The following is a 19,139-nucleotide window of genomic DNA, read 5'->3' as shown; positions in this document are numbered from 1 at the left end:
AACCTAAAAAAACGAACAGATATTCGGTAAAGTTTTCGACAATATACACATAGAAAAAGGAAGGAGTAAATACTTCCTTCCTCTACTAATTCTATTTTTTAGGTACATATACTAAGTCATATCCATTGCGCCCAGCTTCATTCATACAATCTATTAACCGATAAGTACTTTCTGATTCGCGCTGCTCTTTAACAATACTTTTACAACTATCTTTATGTAACCCTTTATCCTTCCCAGCAAATTTGTCTTTTCTATTATCTGACACATAAAATATATCGTTCCCACTATACTCTAACGTTTGAAAAATCGGGTCCCCTTCAAGGGTATACTGTACAATTCTTATTTTATCAACTTCCCTTTGTTCGACATTCAAAACGAAATTTTCAAATTTATCTAGATTGGAAATCCTGGTTCCCTTTACAATGACATCGTTCTTCTTATCAATTGTAGTGTTAGATGGTGAGCATGCTACTAAACTAAAGAGAAATAGACATATAAAGCTGGTTCTTTTTTCTATTGTCATCCTCTCCTATAAAAATTATTTGTATACCCAAAAGCTACTTTCAACTATGAAAGTAGCTTTTCTTTTCCTTTCTCCTTCTTCGGAAAAACCACATATGAAAATGAAATCGCTGTATCAACTAAAAATATAATTGCCCACACTTGGCTCACGCGACTTGCAGCTTTATTTAAAACGATTCCCGATTCTAACCAATTACCCCATTGTTCAAATGGAATAAATCCATACGCGAAGAAAAAGAATATGTGCACACCAACGAATAAAACAAGATGTAATACCCAATTTTTTATTTCCTGCTTTGCATAGGCCATACCTGTTAATTCTACCTGTTCTTCAATAATAGGCGCCGGTTCATTACGCCATTTCGCAACTAGCTTTTGCGCAAATATATCAAGCTTCTTCAAATCCTTTTTCCCGTAGAAAACTGCATACAGTAAAATAATTACAGTAATGATTTGAAAATTAGAGAACTTTCCTGTTTGATAATAGTCCACTGCCCCTAATGTTAAAATAAACACTTCATTTACGAGGAGTACAATCCCCATAATAAAGCTCGCCTTCTTCAAACGGAATCCGTAACGGAGTAAAAAGAAACCGATAGCCGATAACCAAAATACAATCTCTGCTCCAATTAAAAAATACCAACGATATTCTGCGAGTATGCTCATTTATCCTTCTCCCTTTCATCATAAATACGAAAAGCTTCATCCATATATAATAAAAACTCTTCTTCAATTGGATACATGCTCATTTTCTGTGAATCTTCCTTTGATTTTCTAACTTCCCATAACTTATCTAAAAACGCTTCGTCACCATTAGCCATTTCTAAACACTTCTGCATTAATCTCTTCATTGCCCTTTGTACTTCATCACTAGTGGCTTCTTTACCCTCTTTCATAAAAATACGTAATTGCTTTAATAAATCTACCCATTCTAAAACATTCGGATCTTCCTCACTCATATTTGGCAAATTATGAAGCAACTTTTGTTCTTCCTTTGAAAATACTTCATTTTGAAATATTTCACGTATACGAGGAGACTGTTTTGAAAGCTGAATAAGTTCAAACATAACTTTCCAATCAAGTTCTCCCTCTACATCTACCGAATAAACAACCGCTTGTAAAACACGCTCCATTCGATTGAACTTCTTTTGCTCTTCTTGTACAAATCGAAGTTGGTTTTCAAGTGATTTTTTCAAATCCAGCTCACCTTTTACTAACATATTCGCAACTTCTTTTAATGAAAATCCCATTTCTTTTAAAAATAAAATTTGTTGCAAACGAATAACGTCAGCTTCACTATATAACCGATGCCCACCCTCTGTTTTTCCGCTCGGCTTTAATAAATCTATTTGATCATAATAACGTAGTGTACGTACTGTAACCCCTGTTTCTCTCGTCAATTCTTGTATTGAAATCACTACCATCACCTCTTCCCCCTCATTATAGAAGATGACGTTACGTAACTTTCAAGTATTTTGTAAAAAAAATACAAAAAGCTGTTTATACAAAGTGTATAAACAGCTTTTATGGAAATAACCCCTTTTGTATGGCGCGCCCACAAAATAAAATAAGTGCTCCAACAACAACACTCGTTGCCGTTTTATGATAATGGGCTAATAATAATAAATAATACGATAAACCTACAGTACCAATCATAATACAAATACTCGGCACTGGATTACGAGAAAAGTTTTGCATTCCCCAAAGAAGCGAAAATATAGCTGTAGCGACACATAACACCGGTAATCCCATCCCAGTTCCCCTTTTTCTATCTATTATTCTTTGTTGCTAACACGCTCGTTGATGCCGTACTAATTAATAAACCAAAACCAATCCTTATATATTTAAACGTTTAATCTAATTGAAATCTCTCAAGCTTATCATTTATTTTCTTTCCCCTTACTCCAGCGTAAATATTTCCTCCACCTTCAATCCAAAATATTTGGCGATTTTTAAGGATAGCTCTAGACTCGGGTTATAATGATGGTTTTCAATCGCCACAATTGTCTGCCGCGTCACCTGCATCGCCTTTGCCATTTCAACTTGCGTTATATGATTTTGCTTTCTTAACTCTTTTATTTTATTTTTCACACCCATAGGATCCACCTTCAAAAGTAAAGATATCTTTACTTAAATTATAAATATTTTCCAGTTATAAGTAAAGATATCTTTACAAATTTTAGAAAAACATTTCACTGCATATCTTCTCTAACAAAGTACAAGAGTAATTCAATTTATATCAGCGATTTTGCAAATATATCAGCGCAACTCCATTTATATCGGCGATTTCCCAAATATATCGACATCAGTAGCACCATAAGCATAAGAAAGAAGCTGCCCCAAAATATCTTTTGGAACAGCTTCTTCGTCCTACTTATATAAATCCTAATCCCCATACAAGAACGTATCCAAGAACCGATAAGCAAACCGAGCCAATCAGCCCTGCCACGAATGCTTTACTTCCTAATTTACGGAAAGTTTTAAACTCTACATTTAAACCGAGCCCTGCCATCGCCATTGCGATTAGCATATAAGCAATAACAACAATGTATCCCGCAACAACTTCTGGAATAATCCCAAGCGAATGCACTGCACTCATTGCTAAAAACCCAAAGATGAACCACGGAATTGGAAGGTCGCGCCATGATCTTTTTTCCTCGCTACCTTCACTCTTACCAAACCATAATCCGATTAAAATCGCTACTGGTACAAGCATTGCAACGCGCGTTAGTTTCACGATAACTGCGATATCTACAGCCGTGCTTCCTCCTGGCGCCGCAGCCGCAATTACGTGAGCAATTTCATGCAGTGTCGCCCCTGAGAACACTCCATATCCGTATGGAGATAGGCCAAGCACTGGATATAATAACGTATAAATAAGCGTAAATATTGTACCTAAAATTGCAATAATCGCCGCTCCAACTGCTGTTTCGTCATCTTTTGCTTTCACTTGCGGTGCAATTGCCACGACCGCGGCCGCGCCGCAAATTGCCGTACCGCATGCTGTTAAAATCCCAAGTTTCTTTTCTACTTTAAATACTTTCGTTAGTCCGTATACAACAAAAATAGTAAATGTAATAACAACCGCCGCGATGACCAATACTTTCGGCCCCGCCTTCGCAATATCAACAAGATTTAATCGCATTCCAAGTAAGATGATCCCAAAGCGCAGTAACTTCTTACTCGCAAAGTTCGTTCCTGTAATCGCATCATGAGGAACTCCAATTGCAGCGCGCCAAACCATCCCAATTAGAATAGCAATTACTAATTGTCCCATAATATTTAAAAATGGAAGCTCTGCTAAATATTTCGCGGCAATTGCGATTAATAATGTAATCCCAATTCCTTGCGAAAATCCAAAACGCTTCTTCTTTTGTATAACAAGTGTTTGTTCCATTTTGAACCACTCCAATAATCGTATTGGAACATGCATGTTCTTTCTACTTACATTATAAGAGAGTTTCTATAATAAGTTTAATACCAATACCAAATCTCTATCATCAGAAATACTTATGATAAGATGATAGAAAAAGAAAGGAGCCCATTATATGAACGTAGACATTTTAAAAATTTTTGTTACTGTCGTTGAACAGAAACACTTCTCCCGTGCAGCAGAATTATTAAACCTTTCACAGCCTGGAGTAAGTATGCATATACGCAACTTAGAAAACGAACTTGGCACTACGCTTATTCAACGCTCCCCGAAACACGTCCAAGTTACGGAAGCAGGAAACATATTATATATACATGCAAAGCAAATGCTCTCTCTTTACGAAGATGCTAAACAAGAAATTAATGAACTACATAACGTTGTAACAGGAACACTTCGTATTGGTGCTAGTTTTACAATTGGCGAATACTTACTTCCAAAAATACTGGCTAACTATGCGAATGAAAATCCACACGTCGAAGTTCATACTTTCATCTCAAATACAGAAGACGTTTTGCAAAGCCTTCGCTCTAATCAAATTGATATCGGCCTAGTGGAAGGACTAGTCGTATATGCCGACGTAGATGTTGAAACATTTATGCAAGATGAAATGAAGCTCGTCGTCCCGCCAAATCATCCATTACTCCGCACAAATGAAATAAATGAAAGTACACTCCAAGATCAAGTATGGGTATTAAGAGAAAGTGGTTCTGGTACACGCGCTTATAGTGACCGCTTTATTCATCAACACCATTTAAAAATGAAACGATTCTTTACATTCAGTAGTATCCAAAGCGTAAAGGAAGCTGTTAGTGCCGGGCTTGGCATCGCTATCCTTTCTGATTGGACTGTACGGAAAGAGCTATTAGCAAAAGAACTATTCCACGTCGAAGTTCCAAATGAACAACTAATCCGTCCGTTCTCCATCGTGCGCGGTAAATATTTCATTCCATCTAAAGCCATTCAAGTGTTCTTAAATCATGTAGATTCTTTTGCAAAAAAACAGAGTTGACCTTCACATTAGTGTGAAGGTTTACAATACATGTAAAAGGAGTGAAATACATTGCGAATTGGAGAATTATCAAAAGAAACTGGCGTTAGTGAAAGATCACTAAGACATTACGAAGAAAAGGGATTACTCCCTTCTAAGCGCCTTGCAAATGGCTACCGTGATTTTGATGAAAGTGCCATCGAAAAAGTGGAGCTTATTCAAATGTACTTACAAATTGGCTTAAATTTAGAAGAGACGGCAAGGATGCTGCGCTGCCTTGAAATTGAACCGCACCTGTACGACAATCCGTGCAGCAGTATCCTTACACTTTACGAAGATAAACTCAATGAAGTAACAAAGCAAATCACATTGCTTTCCAACATCCAAGCGAATTTGCAAAAACACGTTTCACTCCTAAAACAAGCAAAAGAAAAGGGATGATTATATGTTTGTTATACATGGCAGTTCAAGACAAAACGGAAATACAGAAGCTTTAACACATATGATGATAGAGGACATTGAAACAGAACAAATTTATTTGCGTGATCATACCGTCTATCCTATTACAGACCAACGTCATGATACGGAAGGATTCCAACCCGTAAATGATGACTACGAGCAGTTAACCAAACGCATGCTAGAGCACGACACAATTATCCTTGCTACACCATTATATTGGTACGGAATGAGTGGACATATGAAAAACTTTGTTGATCGCTGGTCACAAAGCTTGCGCGATACACCTCTTCATTTCAAAGAGAAAATGAAAGATAAAAAGATGTATGTTGTCATCGTTGGCGGAGACAATCCAAAACTGAAGGCATTGCCGCTTATTGCTCAGTTTCAATACATCTTCGATTTTGTTGGTTCATCATTTGAAGGATATATCATTGGAGATGCGAATGGATTAGATGAAATCAAAAACGATGCTGAGGCGCTGGCAAAAGTACAATTGTATAATAATAAATTCAAAAATAGTAAATAGAAATTAGTTTGACAAAAAAGATGACATCACATCTCTCAACCAGGAATACGAAACATTATTAGTTCAAATACGGAAATGTAAAGAAGTACTCTAATGTCTTCCCTATATATCGACGGGACCTTCCGCATTTCCCAAGAAATATTGAAACTTCGACATATAAAAGTAAAAAGCCGTGCTGATGCACGGCTTTTTACTTTTATATATGGACAGCAGTCCCGCTCACAGCAACCATTAGCATCCCTTCGCGAACTACTTCGTAATCCACGTCAATACCAACAATGGCATTCGCATTTTTTTGTCTTGCGAAAGTTTTCATCTCTTCCATTGCAATGTCGCGCGCTTCTTTTAATTTACTTTCATAAGCACCCGCACGACCGCCGACAACGTCACGGACAGAAGCGAAGAGGTCACGAACGATATTCGCGCCCATAATCGCTTCTCCATTGACGATATCGATATACTCAATAATTTCTTTTCCTTGAATTGTAGACGTTGTTGTTACAATCATACTTTATAGCCTCCCATATGAGATTTTTACCTACTTATGGTGCACTAATTCAGTACAAATTATATTTACGAACTAAACTGAGCTTCGTATAACCTACTGTATCCTCCGCCACGCTCAATTAATTCATCATGTGAACCTTGTTCTGCAATACCGTCTTTATTTACAACGACGATTCGATCTGCATTTTTAATCGTTGCAAGTCTGTGAGCGATAACTAACGTTGTACGACCAGCTGCTAATTCAGCAAGTGATTTTTGAATTGCAAGTTCCGTCTCAGTATCTAGTGCGGAAGTAGCTTCATCTAGTATTAAAATTGGCGGGTTTTTCAAGAACATACGGGCAATTGCTAGACGCTGCTTCTGTCCACCAGAAAGTTTTACACCACGCTCACCGATAACAGTATCTAAACCGTCTGGTTGTGAGTAAATTAAGTCTTCTAACTGCGCACGTTTTACTGCCTGCCAAATTTCAGCTTCTGACGCCTTTAAGTTCCCGTAAGCAATATTTTCACGAATTGTTCCTGAGAATAAGAACACATCTTGCTGCACAATTCCAATTTGCTTACGAAGTGAAGATAATGTCATATCTTTCGTATCAATACCATCAATTTGAATTGATCCAGATGTTTGCTCATAAAAACGTGGTAATAGGCTACATAACGTCGTTTTCCCTGCTCCTGATGGTCCAACGAACGCAACCGTTTCACCTGCATGTATGTTCAAACTAATGTCATTTAAAATCGGTTCTTTATTTTCATATCCAAATGTAATGTTGTTATATTGAATATCACCATGTACCTGTTTAACTTCCATTGCATCTTTAGAGTCTACAATGTCAGGCTCTGTTTCAAGAAGCTCTACATACCTTTTAAAACCAGCGATTCCTTTCGGATAGCTTTCGATTACCGCGTTAATTTTTTCAATTGGACGGAAGAAAATATTCGTTAATAGAACGAATCCGATAAATCCACCGTATGTTAATTCTCCTTGCAGAACAAACCATGTACCGCATATTAATACGAAGAGCGTTACGAGACGCATGAGCATATAACTAATCGATGAATTTAAAGCCATAATTTTATACGCCATTAATTTCGTTGTACGGAAACGAGCGTTGTTCACAGCGAATTGCTCTTTCTCAAACTTTTCATTTCCGAATGCTTGTACAACGCGAATACCACCAACGTTGTTCTCAATACATGCATTGAAATCAGCAACGTCTGAGAATAAACGTCTAAATGTACCTGTCATTTTTTTATTGAAGTAAAGTGATAACCATAATAGGAATGGAATGACGAAGAACGTTAATAACGCTAACTTCCAGTTGATCATCATCATAAATGAGAATGCCCCAACTAAAGTCATTACGGCGATAAATAAATCTTCTGGTCCATGGTGAGCAATTTCCCCAATTTCCATTAAATCGTTTGTAAGGCGCGAAATTAAATGACCTGTTTTATTATTATCAAAAAATCTGAATGATAGCTTTTGAATATGATCAAATAATTTCTGCCTCATATCTGTTTCAATATTAACACCAAGCATATGTCCCCAATATGTAACGACATATTGTAAGCCTGCATTTAACATATAAACTGCGAGTAAACCGAAACAAGCCCATAAAATAAGCGTCCAGTTTTGCCCTGGCAATAACTTATCAATAAATTGATTTACGATAAGCGGGAAGCCGAGTTCTAATAATCCTGCGACAACCGCACAAGAAAAGTCGAGTATAAATAAACCTTTATACGGTTTATAGTACGAGAAAAATTTACGCAGCATATCTTACCTCCATTTTCCAAAATTAAAAAGACTCCCTAAATGATAACCATTATCAAATAATTATTCAAGTTATCCGTCTATGAAACTGAAAATAAGCTTTGCGATAGCTGTCGTTTTTGGCCGGAAAGTCGATATATTCGAATAATCGCCGATATATTTCGAGTTACGCTGATATATTTGCAAAATCGCCGATATAAATTTCATTTACTAACTACCCTCCCCCAAAAAAACAAAAAAAGGTACCACCACAAGGTGATACCATTCCTTCTATTACATCGCTTCTGAATCCCACTCATGCTCCTGTTCAACGAATACAATACCTAATTCGTGATGTCCACCAGCATATAATGCAGTTTGTGCAAGACGAAGCTCACCATTTGTATCTAATACTTCTAATTTACAAAATGCTCCTGTCGTCTTCGTTTGAAGCGCATCATAAAATTCCTCGGCGCTTTTTGGAATGACTCCATTTACTTTCGTAATAATTTCTCCAGGCAGTAATTTCAGCTCTGCTCCAATTGTATTTGGAATTGTATCTAGTACAATGAGCCCATCATTGCGTGCAGCAAAATACGCTGGTCTTGTTTCATCGGCAATTTTCTCTTGCATCGAAATTGTGAAACGCCCAAGCATCGCGACTCCCATCGCGATAATTGCAAGTACGTGCCACCAGTAACTTGCGATTCCTAAAACGAGCACAAGTCCTGCTAATCCATAAACACGTCTTCCTGTAAATAATAAAGCTTCCGTCGGCTCATAACTTTTAATCTTTCTCATAAATCCAATTAAAAATGGAACGAGGAATAGAGAATATGTATTTGAACCTATTGAAACGACAGGCCACCATGAAATAAACTGCGTTACCGCATCACCCGGTACAAGAATAAAAATAGGAACGATCCATAAACGCTTTGATTCGTGTAAACCAATCTTTAATCCACGCTTCCCCTTCCTAATCTTCGGTGTAGAGTATCCTACCGCGTTTTTAGAAATCAATAAGCCTTCTACAATAAGCATAACGCCTAGCAAAATAGCAAGGGATACGATGGTATTCTCTTCACCTTCTCGAAGCTGTAAGAAGGAAACTGGTAGCTTAGAAGATAATAGAACACATACAATCGCAATGCTAAATGTATAAGCTGCCGATAAATATCGATACATAGCCGTTAATCCAAATAGTAATGTCCAAATTAAAATAGCCCATAAGCTTGCTTTAGAAACAACAAGTCCAAGCCCAATCGTAATAATAGATACTACTAATCCGTATCCAATCCCTGCAAATAGAGAGGTTCGCAGTTCAAACCAAATATCATAAACTTTAAAAGAAAAATCTTTTCGTTCTCTTAACATACGTAAGTATCCAACGAAGATACTACTTATTACAAATATATAGACAGCAGGGTGTAAGAAAAAACGTCCAACTGCCCGCATTATTTCAAAAATCCACGCCTCCACGAACTCATTCACCACCATTTATATCATTCTTTCTTTTTATATTATCACAACTAAACAAACGTTTGTTTAACACAAAAAAATACAGGCAGCAAACTGCCTGTATTTCTTCTTATTTTGCCATTAACTTTAATGCTGACTGTAATTGTAAATCATTTTCTCCAGAACGGATTTTTTCGATAATTTTAGTTTGAATCGCTTCAGCTGTCTTTTTATCAAGCTGTCCTGTCGCTTCCATCTCATTCGCATTTTGGAATGCTTTCAGCGCCGATTCTGTCTCTTTACTAAAGTATCCATCTTCACGACCTGGTACATACCCTAAGCTCTTAAGCATTTCTTGAGCATGTTTTACTTGTACATCATTTGAATTGTATGAAAGTGTTTTTTCAATTTGAATTGGTGTCGCATGATAATAATTTGGTTGCTTCACTTCTACTGTTGGTGCGATTCCTTTTTTATGAATCCAGTTCCCATCCGGTGTTAACCATTTAAACATTGTTAATTTAATGTTGCTGCCGTCTTTAAATGGAACAGCTTGCTGGACAGTACCTTTACCAAATGTTTTTTCACCAATTAAATCGTATCCTTCTCCTTCTTTCAGCGCACCCGCTAAAATCTCTGAAGCAGAAGCACTTCCATTATCAATTAATACTGAAATTGGATATGGTTTTCTCTCTTTCAGTTCCGTAGAGAATTTCTTCTTCTCACCATTTCGCTGCTCTACTTGTAGCATTGGCTTTTTATTCGTCATAATTTCCCCTAGTATATCTTCTACACTATTTAAATAGCCACCAGGATTACCACGCACGTCAATAACTAAGCCTTTTATATTTTTCTTCTCTAACTCTTTTAACTGATCCTTAAATTCCTTCGCTGTATTCTCAGCAAAAGAAGTGATTTGCATATAACCGATATCTTTTCCACTCTCTTGCTTCACAGAACTAAACACTGTAAAGATTGGAATCTTTTCACGCTTAATTTTAAATACAATCGGATCAGTTACTCCCGCACGTTTAATTTCAATTGCGACAGTCGTTCCCTTTTTACCACGAATTTTTAATACCGCTTCTTCACGTGATAAGTCTTTCACACTGTTTCCATCTACAGATAAAATTTGGTCATTCGGTTTAATTCCTATCTTTTCTGCTGGTGAACCTTTAATTGGCGATACGATAATAAGCTTATCGTCCGTCTTGTTCACCTCAGCCCCAATCCCCTCTAATTCAGGATCAAGCGATTCACTAAACTGTTTGGCTGTTTCTTTATCCATATACGTGGAATAAGGGTCCTTCAGCGTAGACAACATACCTTGTATTGCACCTTCAACTAACTTTTCATCTTTCACGTCTTCCACATAACGTGAATCAATTAGTGCATACGCCTCATTAATTTTTGCCAAATTCCCTTGCGCAGTGCTAGCATTCCCACTCGAAATTGTTTGCGTTACTTCTGCTGGGGTAACCCCAAATACAGACATGCCTGCAAACATTCCGCCAGCACCAATTAAAAATGCAACAACCATTCCAATAATTGCAACTCTACGTTTCAATGCGGAATTCCCCTTTCCAAAACACACAGGTGGTGTAGCAAAAGGCATCACACAGTGTGTGATGCCTTTACCTATTTCTACTATATGATAAGCTTGTACGAATTATGTTTGCAACTTTTTATACTTTTAAGAAGCGACGAATTGACATTACACTTCCCCACATACCGATTAAAGCACCGATTAACACTAGTAAACCAGCTAATTGGAATACGAAAGGACTGTATGGTAGAAGCTCGAAAATTGTTCCGCCAAGTTTTTCGTTAAACACACCTTGCAACGAATTATACGTAACTAGAATTAGGCCAATTGGAATAATTGATCCTAATACTCCTAAGAATAATCCCTCTAGCAAGAATGGCCAACGAATAAACCAGTTTGTTGCACCAACAAGTTTCATAATTTCAATTTCTGTACTACGAGCATAAATTGTAATTTTAATTGTATTAGAGATTAAGAACATCGCTGTGAATAAAAGACCAGCAATTAACGCAATCCCAATGTTACGACCAGTTTTTACAGTATCAAATAATCGTTCAACTTGCCCTTTTCCGTACTGAACATTACTGACAAACTGCATTTTTTCAACTTTCTTCGCGATTGTCGCTGTATCTGTTGGTTCTTTTGCTTTTACAACGAATACGTTTTTAAGTGGGTTATCTTGTTCAAATAACTCAAACGTTTTTCCACTATCACCTAAGCTTTTAATTAAACGTTTTAACTCTTCTTCTTTAGAAGAATATTTAATAGAATCTACTTTTGCAATCTTACTCATATCTTCTTCTAATTTCTTTTGATCAGCTTCTTTTGCAGCTGGATCAATGTGTACACGAATCTCTACATCTTGCTCTACTTTCGTCGCAAAATGGTTCATATTCATAATCGCTGTTAAAAAGACACCTACAAGTAATAATGTAACTGTTACTGCACTAACAGAAGCAAACGTCATCCATCCGTTACGTGATAGATTCTTTACACCTTCTCGCAAATGTCGACTAAGGGTCTTAGCCTTCATATCCGTATCCTCCCTCAATCTCGTCTCGAACAATTTTTCCGCCTTCAATCGCGATTACACGATGACGGATTGTATTTACGATATCTGCATTATGCGTCGCCATAACAATTGTTGTACCACGCTCATTAATGCGAGTAAAAATCTTCATAATATCAAGAGCTGTTTCAATATCTAAGTTACCTGTTGGCTCATCGGCAATTACAACCTTTGGTCGATTTACAATCGCTCTCGCAATCGCAACACGTTGTTGCTCCCCGCCCGAAAGTTCACTTGGGATTGCATCTGCACGATCTTCAAGACCTACAAGACCTAAAACTTCTGTTACGCGCTCACGAATTGCATCTGGTTCTTCTTCAATTACTTCTAAAGCAAACGCAACATTCTCATATACCGTTAATTTAGGTAGCAATTTAAAATCTTGGAAAATTACGCCTAATTGACGACGGAAATATGGAACATCTCTTTCTGCCAATGTTTCAATAACAAGTCCATTTACATTAATTGATCCTGTAGATGGCTTCTCTTCACGATACATCATTTTAATAAATGTAGATTTTCCGGCTCCACTCGGTCCAACTACGTATACGAACTCACCTTGTTTAATGTTAACTGTGAGACCAGCAATGGCTTTCATACCATTCGGGTACTCCTTATAAACATTCGTCATTTTTATCATTATTTATCACCCAATACTTAATGATTTTTTTCGAAATACTTTTCTGTACATCTGAAAATAAAAGACACCCTTTATTTTCGCCTGGTCTTTCTTGTTGAAGGCAGTTTACTTACGCTTTTTCATAAGCAATACTACTCTATGTAATATATTTCAGCAAAATTCTACAAAACCCATTGTAACATCAAACGGTTTCCAATTTGGATACATTTTTGTTACAGTTATGTTACATCCCAGAAAAAGGAAAACGAGTTGACTATATTATCAACTCGTCCATTTCACCTTTTTTATTTATGTTCAGCTAACCATTCAGATACTTTTTTCGCATCTTCACCTTGAATAAGTCCTGGCGACATTGAACCGCGGCCTTTTTTAATAATCTCTTCGATATCTGCAGCGTCGTACTTACCGCCTACTTTTCTTAAATCAGGTCCAGTTGCCCCTGATAAATCTGTCGCGTGACATCCAGCACAACTTCTTTGGAAAATTTGTTCTGCGCTGTCTGTGCTTGCAGACTGTTTCGAAGACTTACTCTCTTCTTTATTTCCGCATGCTCCTAAAGTAAAAACAACCGATGTCCCTAGCGCAATAGCCAACAATTTCTTTTTCAATTCTATCGCTCCCCATTGTTGATATTCTTTTTATTCTTAACACACTCATTTTCATTATAAGCATTATCTTTATATAGAAAAACCAAGGTGTATTTCATATTCCTCAAAAATACAGTGAGAACCTTGATAAAATAAAGCTTTCATAAGTTGTTTCAATTCTGTGAACAACTTAAAGAACTTCTATAAAGAATCCTTTTTAAAAGGAAAATTAGAAAAGTTCTTTATAAATCTTTCCCCTATTACCGCTCTATTTTACTATTCTCTACTTTTTACAAAACAATATACAGCATTGTAATCTACATATAATCCCATCAAAAAGAGAAGTTGTCGTTTCCAACTTCTCTTCCTCTTTACTTCATCTATAAAAATAAAATCAAATTCTTTCTATCCTCTATATCCTCAGCATGTGCCAACAATTTTGTTGGCTTTTTTTCGCTTATTAGATGCGAGAACGTAAGTAAGCATCAATAAATGGATCAATCTCTCCATCCATAACTGCTTGTACGTTACCAACCTCCGTATTTGTACGGTGGTCTTTTACAAGAGAATACGGGTGGAATACGTAAGAACGGATTTGGCTACCCCATCCGATTTCTTTTTGTTCCCCACGGATTTCATCTAATTGTGCCTGTTGCTCTTCTAGTTTCTTTTGATATAATTTCGCTTTTAACATCTTCATCGCATGCTCACGGTTTTTAATTTGTGAACGCTCTGACTGACACGTTACAACTGTATTTGTCGGTGTATGTGTAATACGAACTGCTGAATCTGTCGTATTTACGTGCTGTCCACCCGCTCCACTTGCGCGGTACGTATCAATTTTTAAATCTTCTGTACGTACTTCGATTTCAACTTCATCATTGAACTCTGGTACAACTTCACAAGATACAAACGATGTATGACGACGACCTGAAGAATCGAATGGTGAAATACGTACAAGACGATGTACACCTTTCTCTGCTTTTAAGTAACCGTAAGCGTTATGACCTTTAATTAATAAAGTTACACTCTTAATACCAGCTTCATCACCTGGTAAATAGTCAACCGTTTCTACTTTAAATCCACGTTTTTCAGCCCAACGTGTATACATACGTAATAACATAGAACCCCAGTCTTGTGACTCAGTTCCACCTGCACCTGGATGTAATTCTAAAATCGCATTATTTTTATCATAAGGATCACTTAATAGTAACTGAAGCTCATACTCATTCATTTCTTGAATTAAGCCTTTTACTTCTGATTCTAATTCCTCATGTAAATCTTCATCATATTCTTCTTTTAAAAGCTCATGCGTTACTTCTAAATTTTCGAACGTCTCATCTAACTGACGGAAACTTCCAACCATATCTTTTAACGCATTCGCTTCATTAATTACAACTTGTGCGCCTTGTTGGTCATCCCAAAATCCTGCGCCCATCATTTTTTCTTCTAATTCTGCAATTTGGTTCTCCTTAGTAGGGAGGTCAAAGAGACCCCCTAAAAGCCGCTAATCGCTTAGCCATTTTCTCTAATTCCTGTCTAATTTCTACTAATTCCATTTCCTTCACCTCTATGTAATTGCTGTTACTTTCGTATGAAAACAAGGGAAACTCTCTCCACTTATTACGGAGAGAGTTTAATTCTTCTTAATTATACATTTTTGATATAAAAGTTTGCAAAGCAGCCAAAGCTACCGCCCTATATTACTGAACAATACCACAGCAGTTTTTATATTTTTTACCGCTACCACATTTACATAAATCGTTGCGGCCCACTTGGTCACCTTTTACAACTGGCTTTTTCTTCGCTTCTTCGCCATCGCTAGATGGATGAACAGCTTCACCTTGAACAACTTCTTGACGTTCTAAGTTTTGTTCAATTTCAGCTTTCATAATGTAACGAGAAATTTCCTCTTCAATAGAAGCAACCATTGACTCGAACATCGCGAATCCTTCCATTTGGTACTCACGAAGTGGATCAATTTGACCGTAAGCACGTAAATGAATACCTTCACGAAGGTGATCCATCGCATCAATATGCTCTGTCCATTTCGTATCTACAACGCGGAATACAACAACCTTCTCAAACTCACGCATTTGCTCTTCTGGCATAAGCTTTTCTTTGTCATTATAACGCTCTATTAATTTCGCGATGATCGGTTCGCTCATTTCCTCAGGAGCAAGGCGACGTAATTCTTCTTCTTTTATGTCTCCTTCTTGAAGAAGGTTTGTATTTAAGTAGTCAACAAGACCTTTGATGTTCCAATCCTCTTCAATTTCCTCTTGTGTATGAAGCGCAACAGCACGTTCTACTGTAGATTTCATCATACCTTCAATAATGCCACGTAAGTTTTCCGATTCCATTACTTCTTGACGTTGCTTATAAATAACTTCACGTTGCTGACGAAGTACATCATCGTATTGTAATAACTGCTTACGTGCATCATAGTTATTTCCTTCAACACGTTTTTGTGCAGACTCTACCGCACGAGAAACCATTTTACTTTCAATTGGCTGAGAATCATCCATACCAAGACGATCCATCATTGCTTTCATATTATCTGAACCAAATCGGCGCATTAATTCATCTTCCATTGATAAGTAGAACTGCGTCACACCAGGGTCCCCTTGACGACCAGCACGACCACGTAACTGATTATCAATACGACGGCTTTCATGACGTTCTGTACCGATAACTGCTAGACCGAAGATTTTCACATCATCTCCAAGCTTAATATCTGTACCACGACCAGCCATATTCGTTGCAATCGTTACAGCACCTTTCATACCGGCTTCTGCAATGATATCTGCTTCACGCGCATGGTTTTTCGCATTTAAAATGTTATGACGTACACCTTTACGTGTTAACATTTTTGAAATAAGCTCTGAAGTTTCAATTGCAACTGTACCTACAAGAATAGGTTGCCCTTGTTTATGACGATTCACAATATCCTCAACAACTGCATTGAACTTACCTTCCATTGATTTAAAGATTAAATCGGCACGATCATCACGAATAATCGGTTTGTTTGTTGGAATTACGATAACATTCATATTGTAAATACTACGGAATTCTTCTTCTTCCGTTTTCGCTGTACCAGTCATACCAGATAACTTTTCATACATACGGAAATAGTTCTGGAACGTAATTGTTGCAAGCGTCATACTTTCATTTTGAATTTCTACACCTTCTTTTGCTTCAATCGCTTGGTGCAAACCTTCGCTATAGCGACGACCTTTCATAAGACGACCAGTGAATTGGTCTACAATTACGATTTCGCCCTCTTGTACAACATAATCTGTATCACGATGCATAACAACGTGTGCACGAAGCGCCTGATTAATATGGTGAAGAAGTGCTACATGTTTTAAATCGAATAAGTTTTCAATATGGAAAGCTTTCTCTGCTTTCGTAATACCATCTTCTGTTAACATTACATTTTTCGTTTTCACATCAAATGAATACTCTTTTTCATTTTCTAACGTACGAACGAATGCATTTGCAAACATGTATAGCTCTGTTGATTTTTGAGCTTGTCCCGAAATAATAAGCGGCGTACGCGCTTCATCGACTAAAATAGAATCGACTTCATCGATAATAGCAAAGTGAAGTGGACGTTGAACGCACTGCTCTTTATATAAAACCATGTTGTCACGTAAGTAATCGAATCCAAGCTCATTATTTGTGCTATACGTAATATCAGCAGCATAAGCCTCTTGTTTCTCTTCGCGTGACATACTATTTAAGTTAATTCCTACCGTTAAGCCAAGGAACTCATGAAGTTGTCCCATTTCGTTCGCATCACGTTGTGCTAAGTATTCATTGACTGTAACAACGTGAACACCTTTTCCTGTTAAAGCATTTAAATATACAGGTAATGTAGATGTTAACGTTTTACCTTCACCCGTTTTCATCTCAGAAATATTCCCTTCATGTAAGGCAATACCCCCCATTAACTGTACGCCATATGGACGCATTCCAAGAACACGAGTTGCCGCTTCGCGAACAACTGCAAAAGCTTCAGGTAGTAGATCATCTACTGTTTCACCTTTTGTTAGACGTTCTTTAAATTCAAGCGTCTTTCCTTTTAATTGTTCATCAGTTAGTGGCTTAATAGATGACTCTAATGCATCAATTTGCTCAACTGTCTTTTGCATACGTTTAATTTGGCGTTGGTTTACATCAAACACCTTTTTTAAAATACCGATCATAGGAAATACGCTCCTCTTTTTATTAAAATAAAACTTCCGATTGTTTTTCTTTTTCTCTATTACAATCAGTCGTTATAAAAATCAAATGTATGTTATGCCAATTTTTCTCCTAATTAAAAAAACTAAAATGTATATACCTAATGATAATTGTAACACTTGTCTTATAACTATGACAACAATCGGCCGAATGTCTCGTGCTAAATTAAGAAAAGTTTTTTAAAAATCTATTTTCAGCAAAAAAAGCGCAGCCATTTCGGCTGCGCTTTTGAATTATTATTTAGTTTCGATTAAACCGTATTTCCCATCTTTACGGCCATATACAACATTAGTTTCATTTGTATCAGCATTTGTGAAGACGAAGAAATTATGTCCTAGCATATCCATTTGTAGGATCGCTTCTTCAACGTCCATCGGTTTTAAATCGAATCGTTTTGTACGTACAAGTTCTAATTCATCCTCTTCTACCGCATCCAGAACAGCTACTGCTTCTGGAAGGATAAAGTTCGTTTTCATAGAACCTTTCTCACGTAACTTACGATTTACCTTTGTTTTATGTTTACGAATTTGTCGCTCAAGTTTATCAACTACTAAATCGATAGCAGCGTACATATCGCTATTAGTTTCTTCTGCACGAAGTAATAAATCAGTAAATGGTATTGTTACCTCGACACGTTGCTTGTCAGAGTATACTTTTAAATTAACTTTAATCTCTGGGAATGTATCAAAATAACGCTCTAACTTACTTAGTTTTTTCTCTACATATTCCTTTAATGCTGGAGTTACTTCAATATTTTCACCACGAATGTTGAATTTCATAGATGAATTCCTCCTTTCAAGCCTATGTACTATAATTTCGACACTGGCTTAAAAACTCCTTCTAACTTTTTTAAAAAAATTAGTGGAATTGCGATTTTTTTATCGTTTTTTGTTGAAATGAAAAGATGCATCGTTTCTATCTTTATTTTATCCTATTAACATCGTGAATAACGAATATAACTGTGGACAATTCGTTACAGAAAAGAAACAACTTTTTGACAACTTACCCTATAACAAAAAACCCCTTGCGAAAAACAAGAGGTTCTACTACATATATATAACGTTGCCACAAACGCAGCTTTCTCTTCCCAAAACAATATCCCCTACAGTTTCACAACATTAGCTGCTTGTGGTCCACGTGCTCCATCTACAATGTCAAACTCTACTTGTTGCCCTTCTTCTAATGACTTATACCCATCTTGTTGAATAGCAGAAAAATGGACAAATACATCGTCACCATCTTCACGCTCAATAAACCCAAATCCCTTTTCTGCATTGAACCATTTCACTCTTCCTTGCATGTTCATTCCATTCCCTTCACTCTAAAAATCAGGGCATTCGCCCCATATTTTGACTATAACGAATGACAACATATGAAGTCAAAGAAGACTTATCGCCT

Annotated in this window: 20 protein-coding genes and 1 pseudogene; 4 read left to right on the top strand and 17 right to left on the bottom strand. The window is 36.9% G+C overall.

Features of this window, described 5'->3' with window-relative positions:
• Positions 1-91: 91 nt before the first annotated feature.
• The 6 genes from ACQRBL_RS26075 to ACQRBL_RS26050 form a co-directional block, all read right to left on the bottom strand.
• Positions 92-523: a DUF4362 domain-containing protein gene (locus ACQRBL_RS26075; RefSeq protein WP_065485789.1), complete on the bottom strand. Its 432-nt coding sequence runs from the start codon at positions 521-523 to the stop codon at positions 92-94.
• A gap of 44 nt (positions 524-567) precedes the next feature.
• Positions 568-1,188 carry a hypothetical protein gene (locus ACQRBL_RS26070; RefSeq protein ID WP_000025200.1) on the bottom strand — a complete coding sequence of 207 codons (621 nt, stop codon included), beginning with the start codon at positions 1,186-1,188 and terminating at the stop codon, positions 568-570.
• A complete protein-coding gene (locus tag ACQRBL_RS26065; RefSeq protein ID WP_000260342.1) occupies positions 1,185-1,946 on the bottom strand; it encodes a MerR family transcriptional regulator in 762 nt (253 codons plus the stop codon). The genes ACQRBL_RS26070 and ACQRBL_RS26065 overlap by 4 nt, the downstream gene beginning before the upstream one ends.
• 100 nt (positions 1,947-2,046) lie before the next feature.
• Positions 2,047-2,274 carry a hypothetical protein gene (locus ACQRBL_RS26060; protein ID WP_000524139.1) on the bottom strand — a complete coding sequence of 76 codons (228 nt, stop codon included), beginning with the start codon at positions 2,272-2,274 and terminating at the stop codon, positions 2,047-2,049.
• A 147-nt stretch (positions 2,275-2,421) separates the two neighbouring features.
• Complete coding sequence (locus ACQRBL_RS26055) at positions 2,422-2,619, bottom strand: helix-turn-helix transcriptional regulator (RefSeq protein WP_000538362.1); 198 nt, start codon at positions 2,617-2,619, stop codon at positions 2,422-2,424.
• 277 nt (positions 2,620-2,896) lie between these two features.
• Positions 2,897-3,919, bottom strand: a complete 1,023-nt coding sequence (locus tag ACQRBL_RS26050) for a YeiH family protein (RefSeq protein WP_000438436.1) — start codon at positions 3,917-3,919, stop codon at positions 2,897-2,899.
• A gap of 151 nt (positions 3,920-4,070) precedes the next feature.
• On the opposite strand from ACQRBL_RS26050, the gene ACQRBL_RS26045 reads away from it, so the two are divergent.
• The 4 genes and pseudogenes from ACQRBL_RS26045 to ACQRBL_RS26030 form a co-directional block, all read left to right on the top strand.
• Entirely contained in the window at positions 4,071-4,964 is an 894-nt protein-coding gene (locus ACQRBL_RS26045) for a LysR family transcriptional regulator (RefSeq protein WP_078994127.1), read from the top strand.
• A 51-nt stretch (positions 4,965-5,015) separates the two neighbouring features.
• Positions 5,016-5,384, top strand: a complete 369-nt coding sequence (locus ACQRBL_RS26040) for a MerR family transcriptional regulator (protein WP_078994126.1) — start codon at positions 5,016-5,018, stop codon at positions 5,382-5,384.
• 4 nt (positions 5,385-5,388) lie between these two features.
• Positions 5,389-5,928: a flavodoxin family protein gene (locus ACQRBL_RS26035; protein ID WP_078994125.1), complete on the top strand. Its 540-nt coding sequence runs from the start codon at positions 5,389-5,391 to the stop codon at positions 5,926-5,928.
• Positions 5,929-5,947: 19 nt separating this feature from the next.
• Positions 5,948-6,022: pseudogene (locus tag ACQRBL_RS26030) on the top strand (macrolide transporter); the annotation flags it as partial.
• A 102-nt stretch (positions 6,023-6,124) separates the two neighbouring features.
• On the opposite strand, the gene ACQRBL_RS26025 reads toward ACQRBL_RS26030, so the two are convergent.
• The 11 genes from ACQRBL_RS26025 to cspC all read right to left on the bottom strand — a co-directional run bounded on the left by ACQRBL_RS26025 (position 6,125) and on the right by cspC (position 19,041).
• A complete protein-coding gene (locus ACQRBL_RS26025; RefSeq protein WP_411996229.1) occupies positions 6,125-6,436 on the bottom strand; it encodes a heavy metal-binding domain-containing protein in 312 nt (103 codons plus the stop codon).
• A gap of 65 nt (positions 6,437-6,501) precedes the next feature.
• Entirely contained in the window at positions 6,502-8,217 is a 1,716-nt protein-coding gene (locus tag ACQRBL_RS26020) for an ABC transporter ATP-binding protein (RefSeq protein WP_411996228.1), read from the bottom strand.
• 270 nt (positions 8,218-8,487) lie between these two features.
• On the bottom strand, positions 8,488-9,690 hold the full coding sequence (locus tag ACQRBL_RS26015; RefSeq protein ID WP_000261251.1) for a PDZ domain-containing protein: 1,203 nt from the start codon (positions 9,688-9,690) through the stop codon (positions 8,488-8,490).
• A gap of 91 nt (positions 9,691-9,781) precedes the next feature.
• On the bottom strand, positions 9,782-11,266 hold the full coding sequence (locus ACQRBL_RS26010) for a S41 family peptidase (protein WP_002094199.1): 1,485 nt from the start codon (positions 11,264-11,266) through the stop codon (positions 9,782-9,784).
• Positions 11,267-11,336: 70 nt separating this feature from the next.
• Positions 11,337-12,230 (bottom strand): permease-like cell division protein FtsX, encoded by an 894-nt coding sequence (gene ftsX, locus ACQRBL_RS26005; protein ID WP_000645028.1) that lies wholly within the window; start codon positions 12,228-12,230, stop codon positions 11,337-11,339.
• The gene (gene ftsE / locus ACQRBL_RS26000) at positions 12,220-12,906 is read right to left on the bottom strand and encodes a cell division ATP-binding protein FtsE (protein WP_000594326.1); all 687 of its coding nucleotides are present in this window, start codon (positions 12,904-12,906) and stop codon (positions 12,220-12,222) included. The genes ftsX and ftsE overlap by 11 nt, the downstream gene beginning before the upstream one ends.
• A gap of 284 nt (positions 12,907-13,190) precedes the next feature.
• Positions 13,191-13,514, bottom strand: a complete 324-nt coding sequence (gene cccB, locus ACQRBL_RS25995; protein ID WP_000727975.1) for a cytochrome c551 — start codon at positions 13,512-13,514, stop codon at positions 13,191-13,193.
• A 439-nt stretch (positions 13,515-13,953) separates the two neighbouring features.
• A protein-coding gene (gene prfB, locus ACQRBL_RS25990) for a peptide chain release factor 2 (protein ID WP_096001455.1) occupies positions 13,954-15,052 on the bottom strand; the annotation gives its coding sequence in 2 pieces (ribosomal slippage) (positions 13,954-14,979 and positions 14,981-15,052; 1,098 coding nt in all).
• Between the two features lie 144 nt (positions 15,053-15,196).
• Positions 15,197-17,704: a preprotein translocase subunit SecA gene (gene secA / locus ACQRBL_RS25985; protein WP_000579372.1), complete on the bottom strand. Its 2,508-nt coding sequence runs from the start codon at positions 17,702-17,704 to the stop codon at positions 15,197-15,199.
• Positions 17,705-17,977: 273 nt separating this feature from the next.
• Positions 17,978-18,520, bottom strand: a complete 543-nt coding sequence (gene hpf / locus ACQRBL_RS25980; protein ID WP_000671189.1) for a ribosome hibernation-promoting factor, HPF/YfiA family — start codon at positions 18,518-18,520, stop codon at positions 17,978-17,980.
• A 323-nt stretch (positions 18,521-18,843) separates the two neighbouring features.
• A complete protein-coding gene (gene cspC / locus ACQRBL_RS25975) occupies positions 18,844-19,041 on the bottom strand; it encodes a cold shock protein CspC (protein WP_001990088.1) in 198 nt (65 codons plus the stop codon).
• Between the last annotated feature and the right edge of the window lie 98 nt (positions 19,042-19,139).

Origin of the sequence: Bacillus sp. AF62, from assembly GCF_050312695.1 — a bacterium.
Taxonomy (GTDB): Bacteria; Bacillota; Bacilli; order Bacillales; family Bacillaceae_G; genus Bacillus_A; species Bacillus_A cereus.
This window is presented reverse-complemented; position numbering and strand designations above follow the sequence as displayed.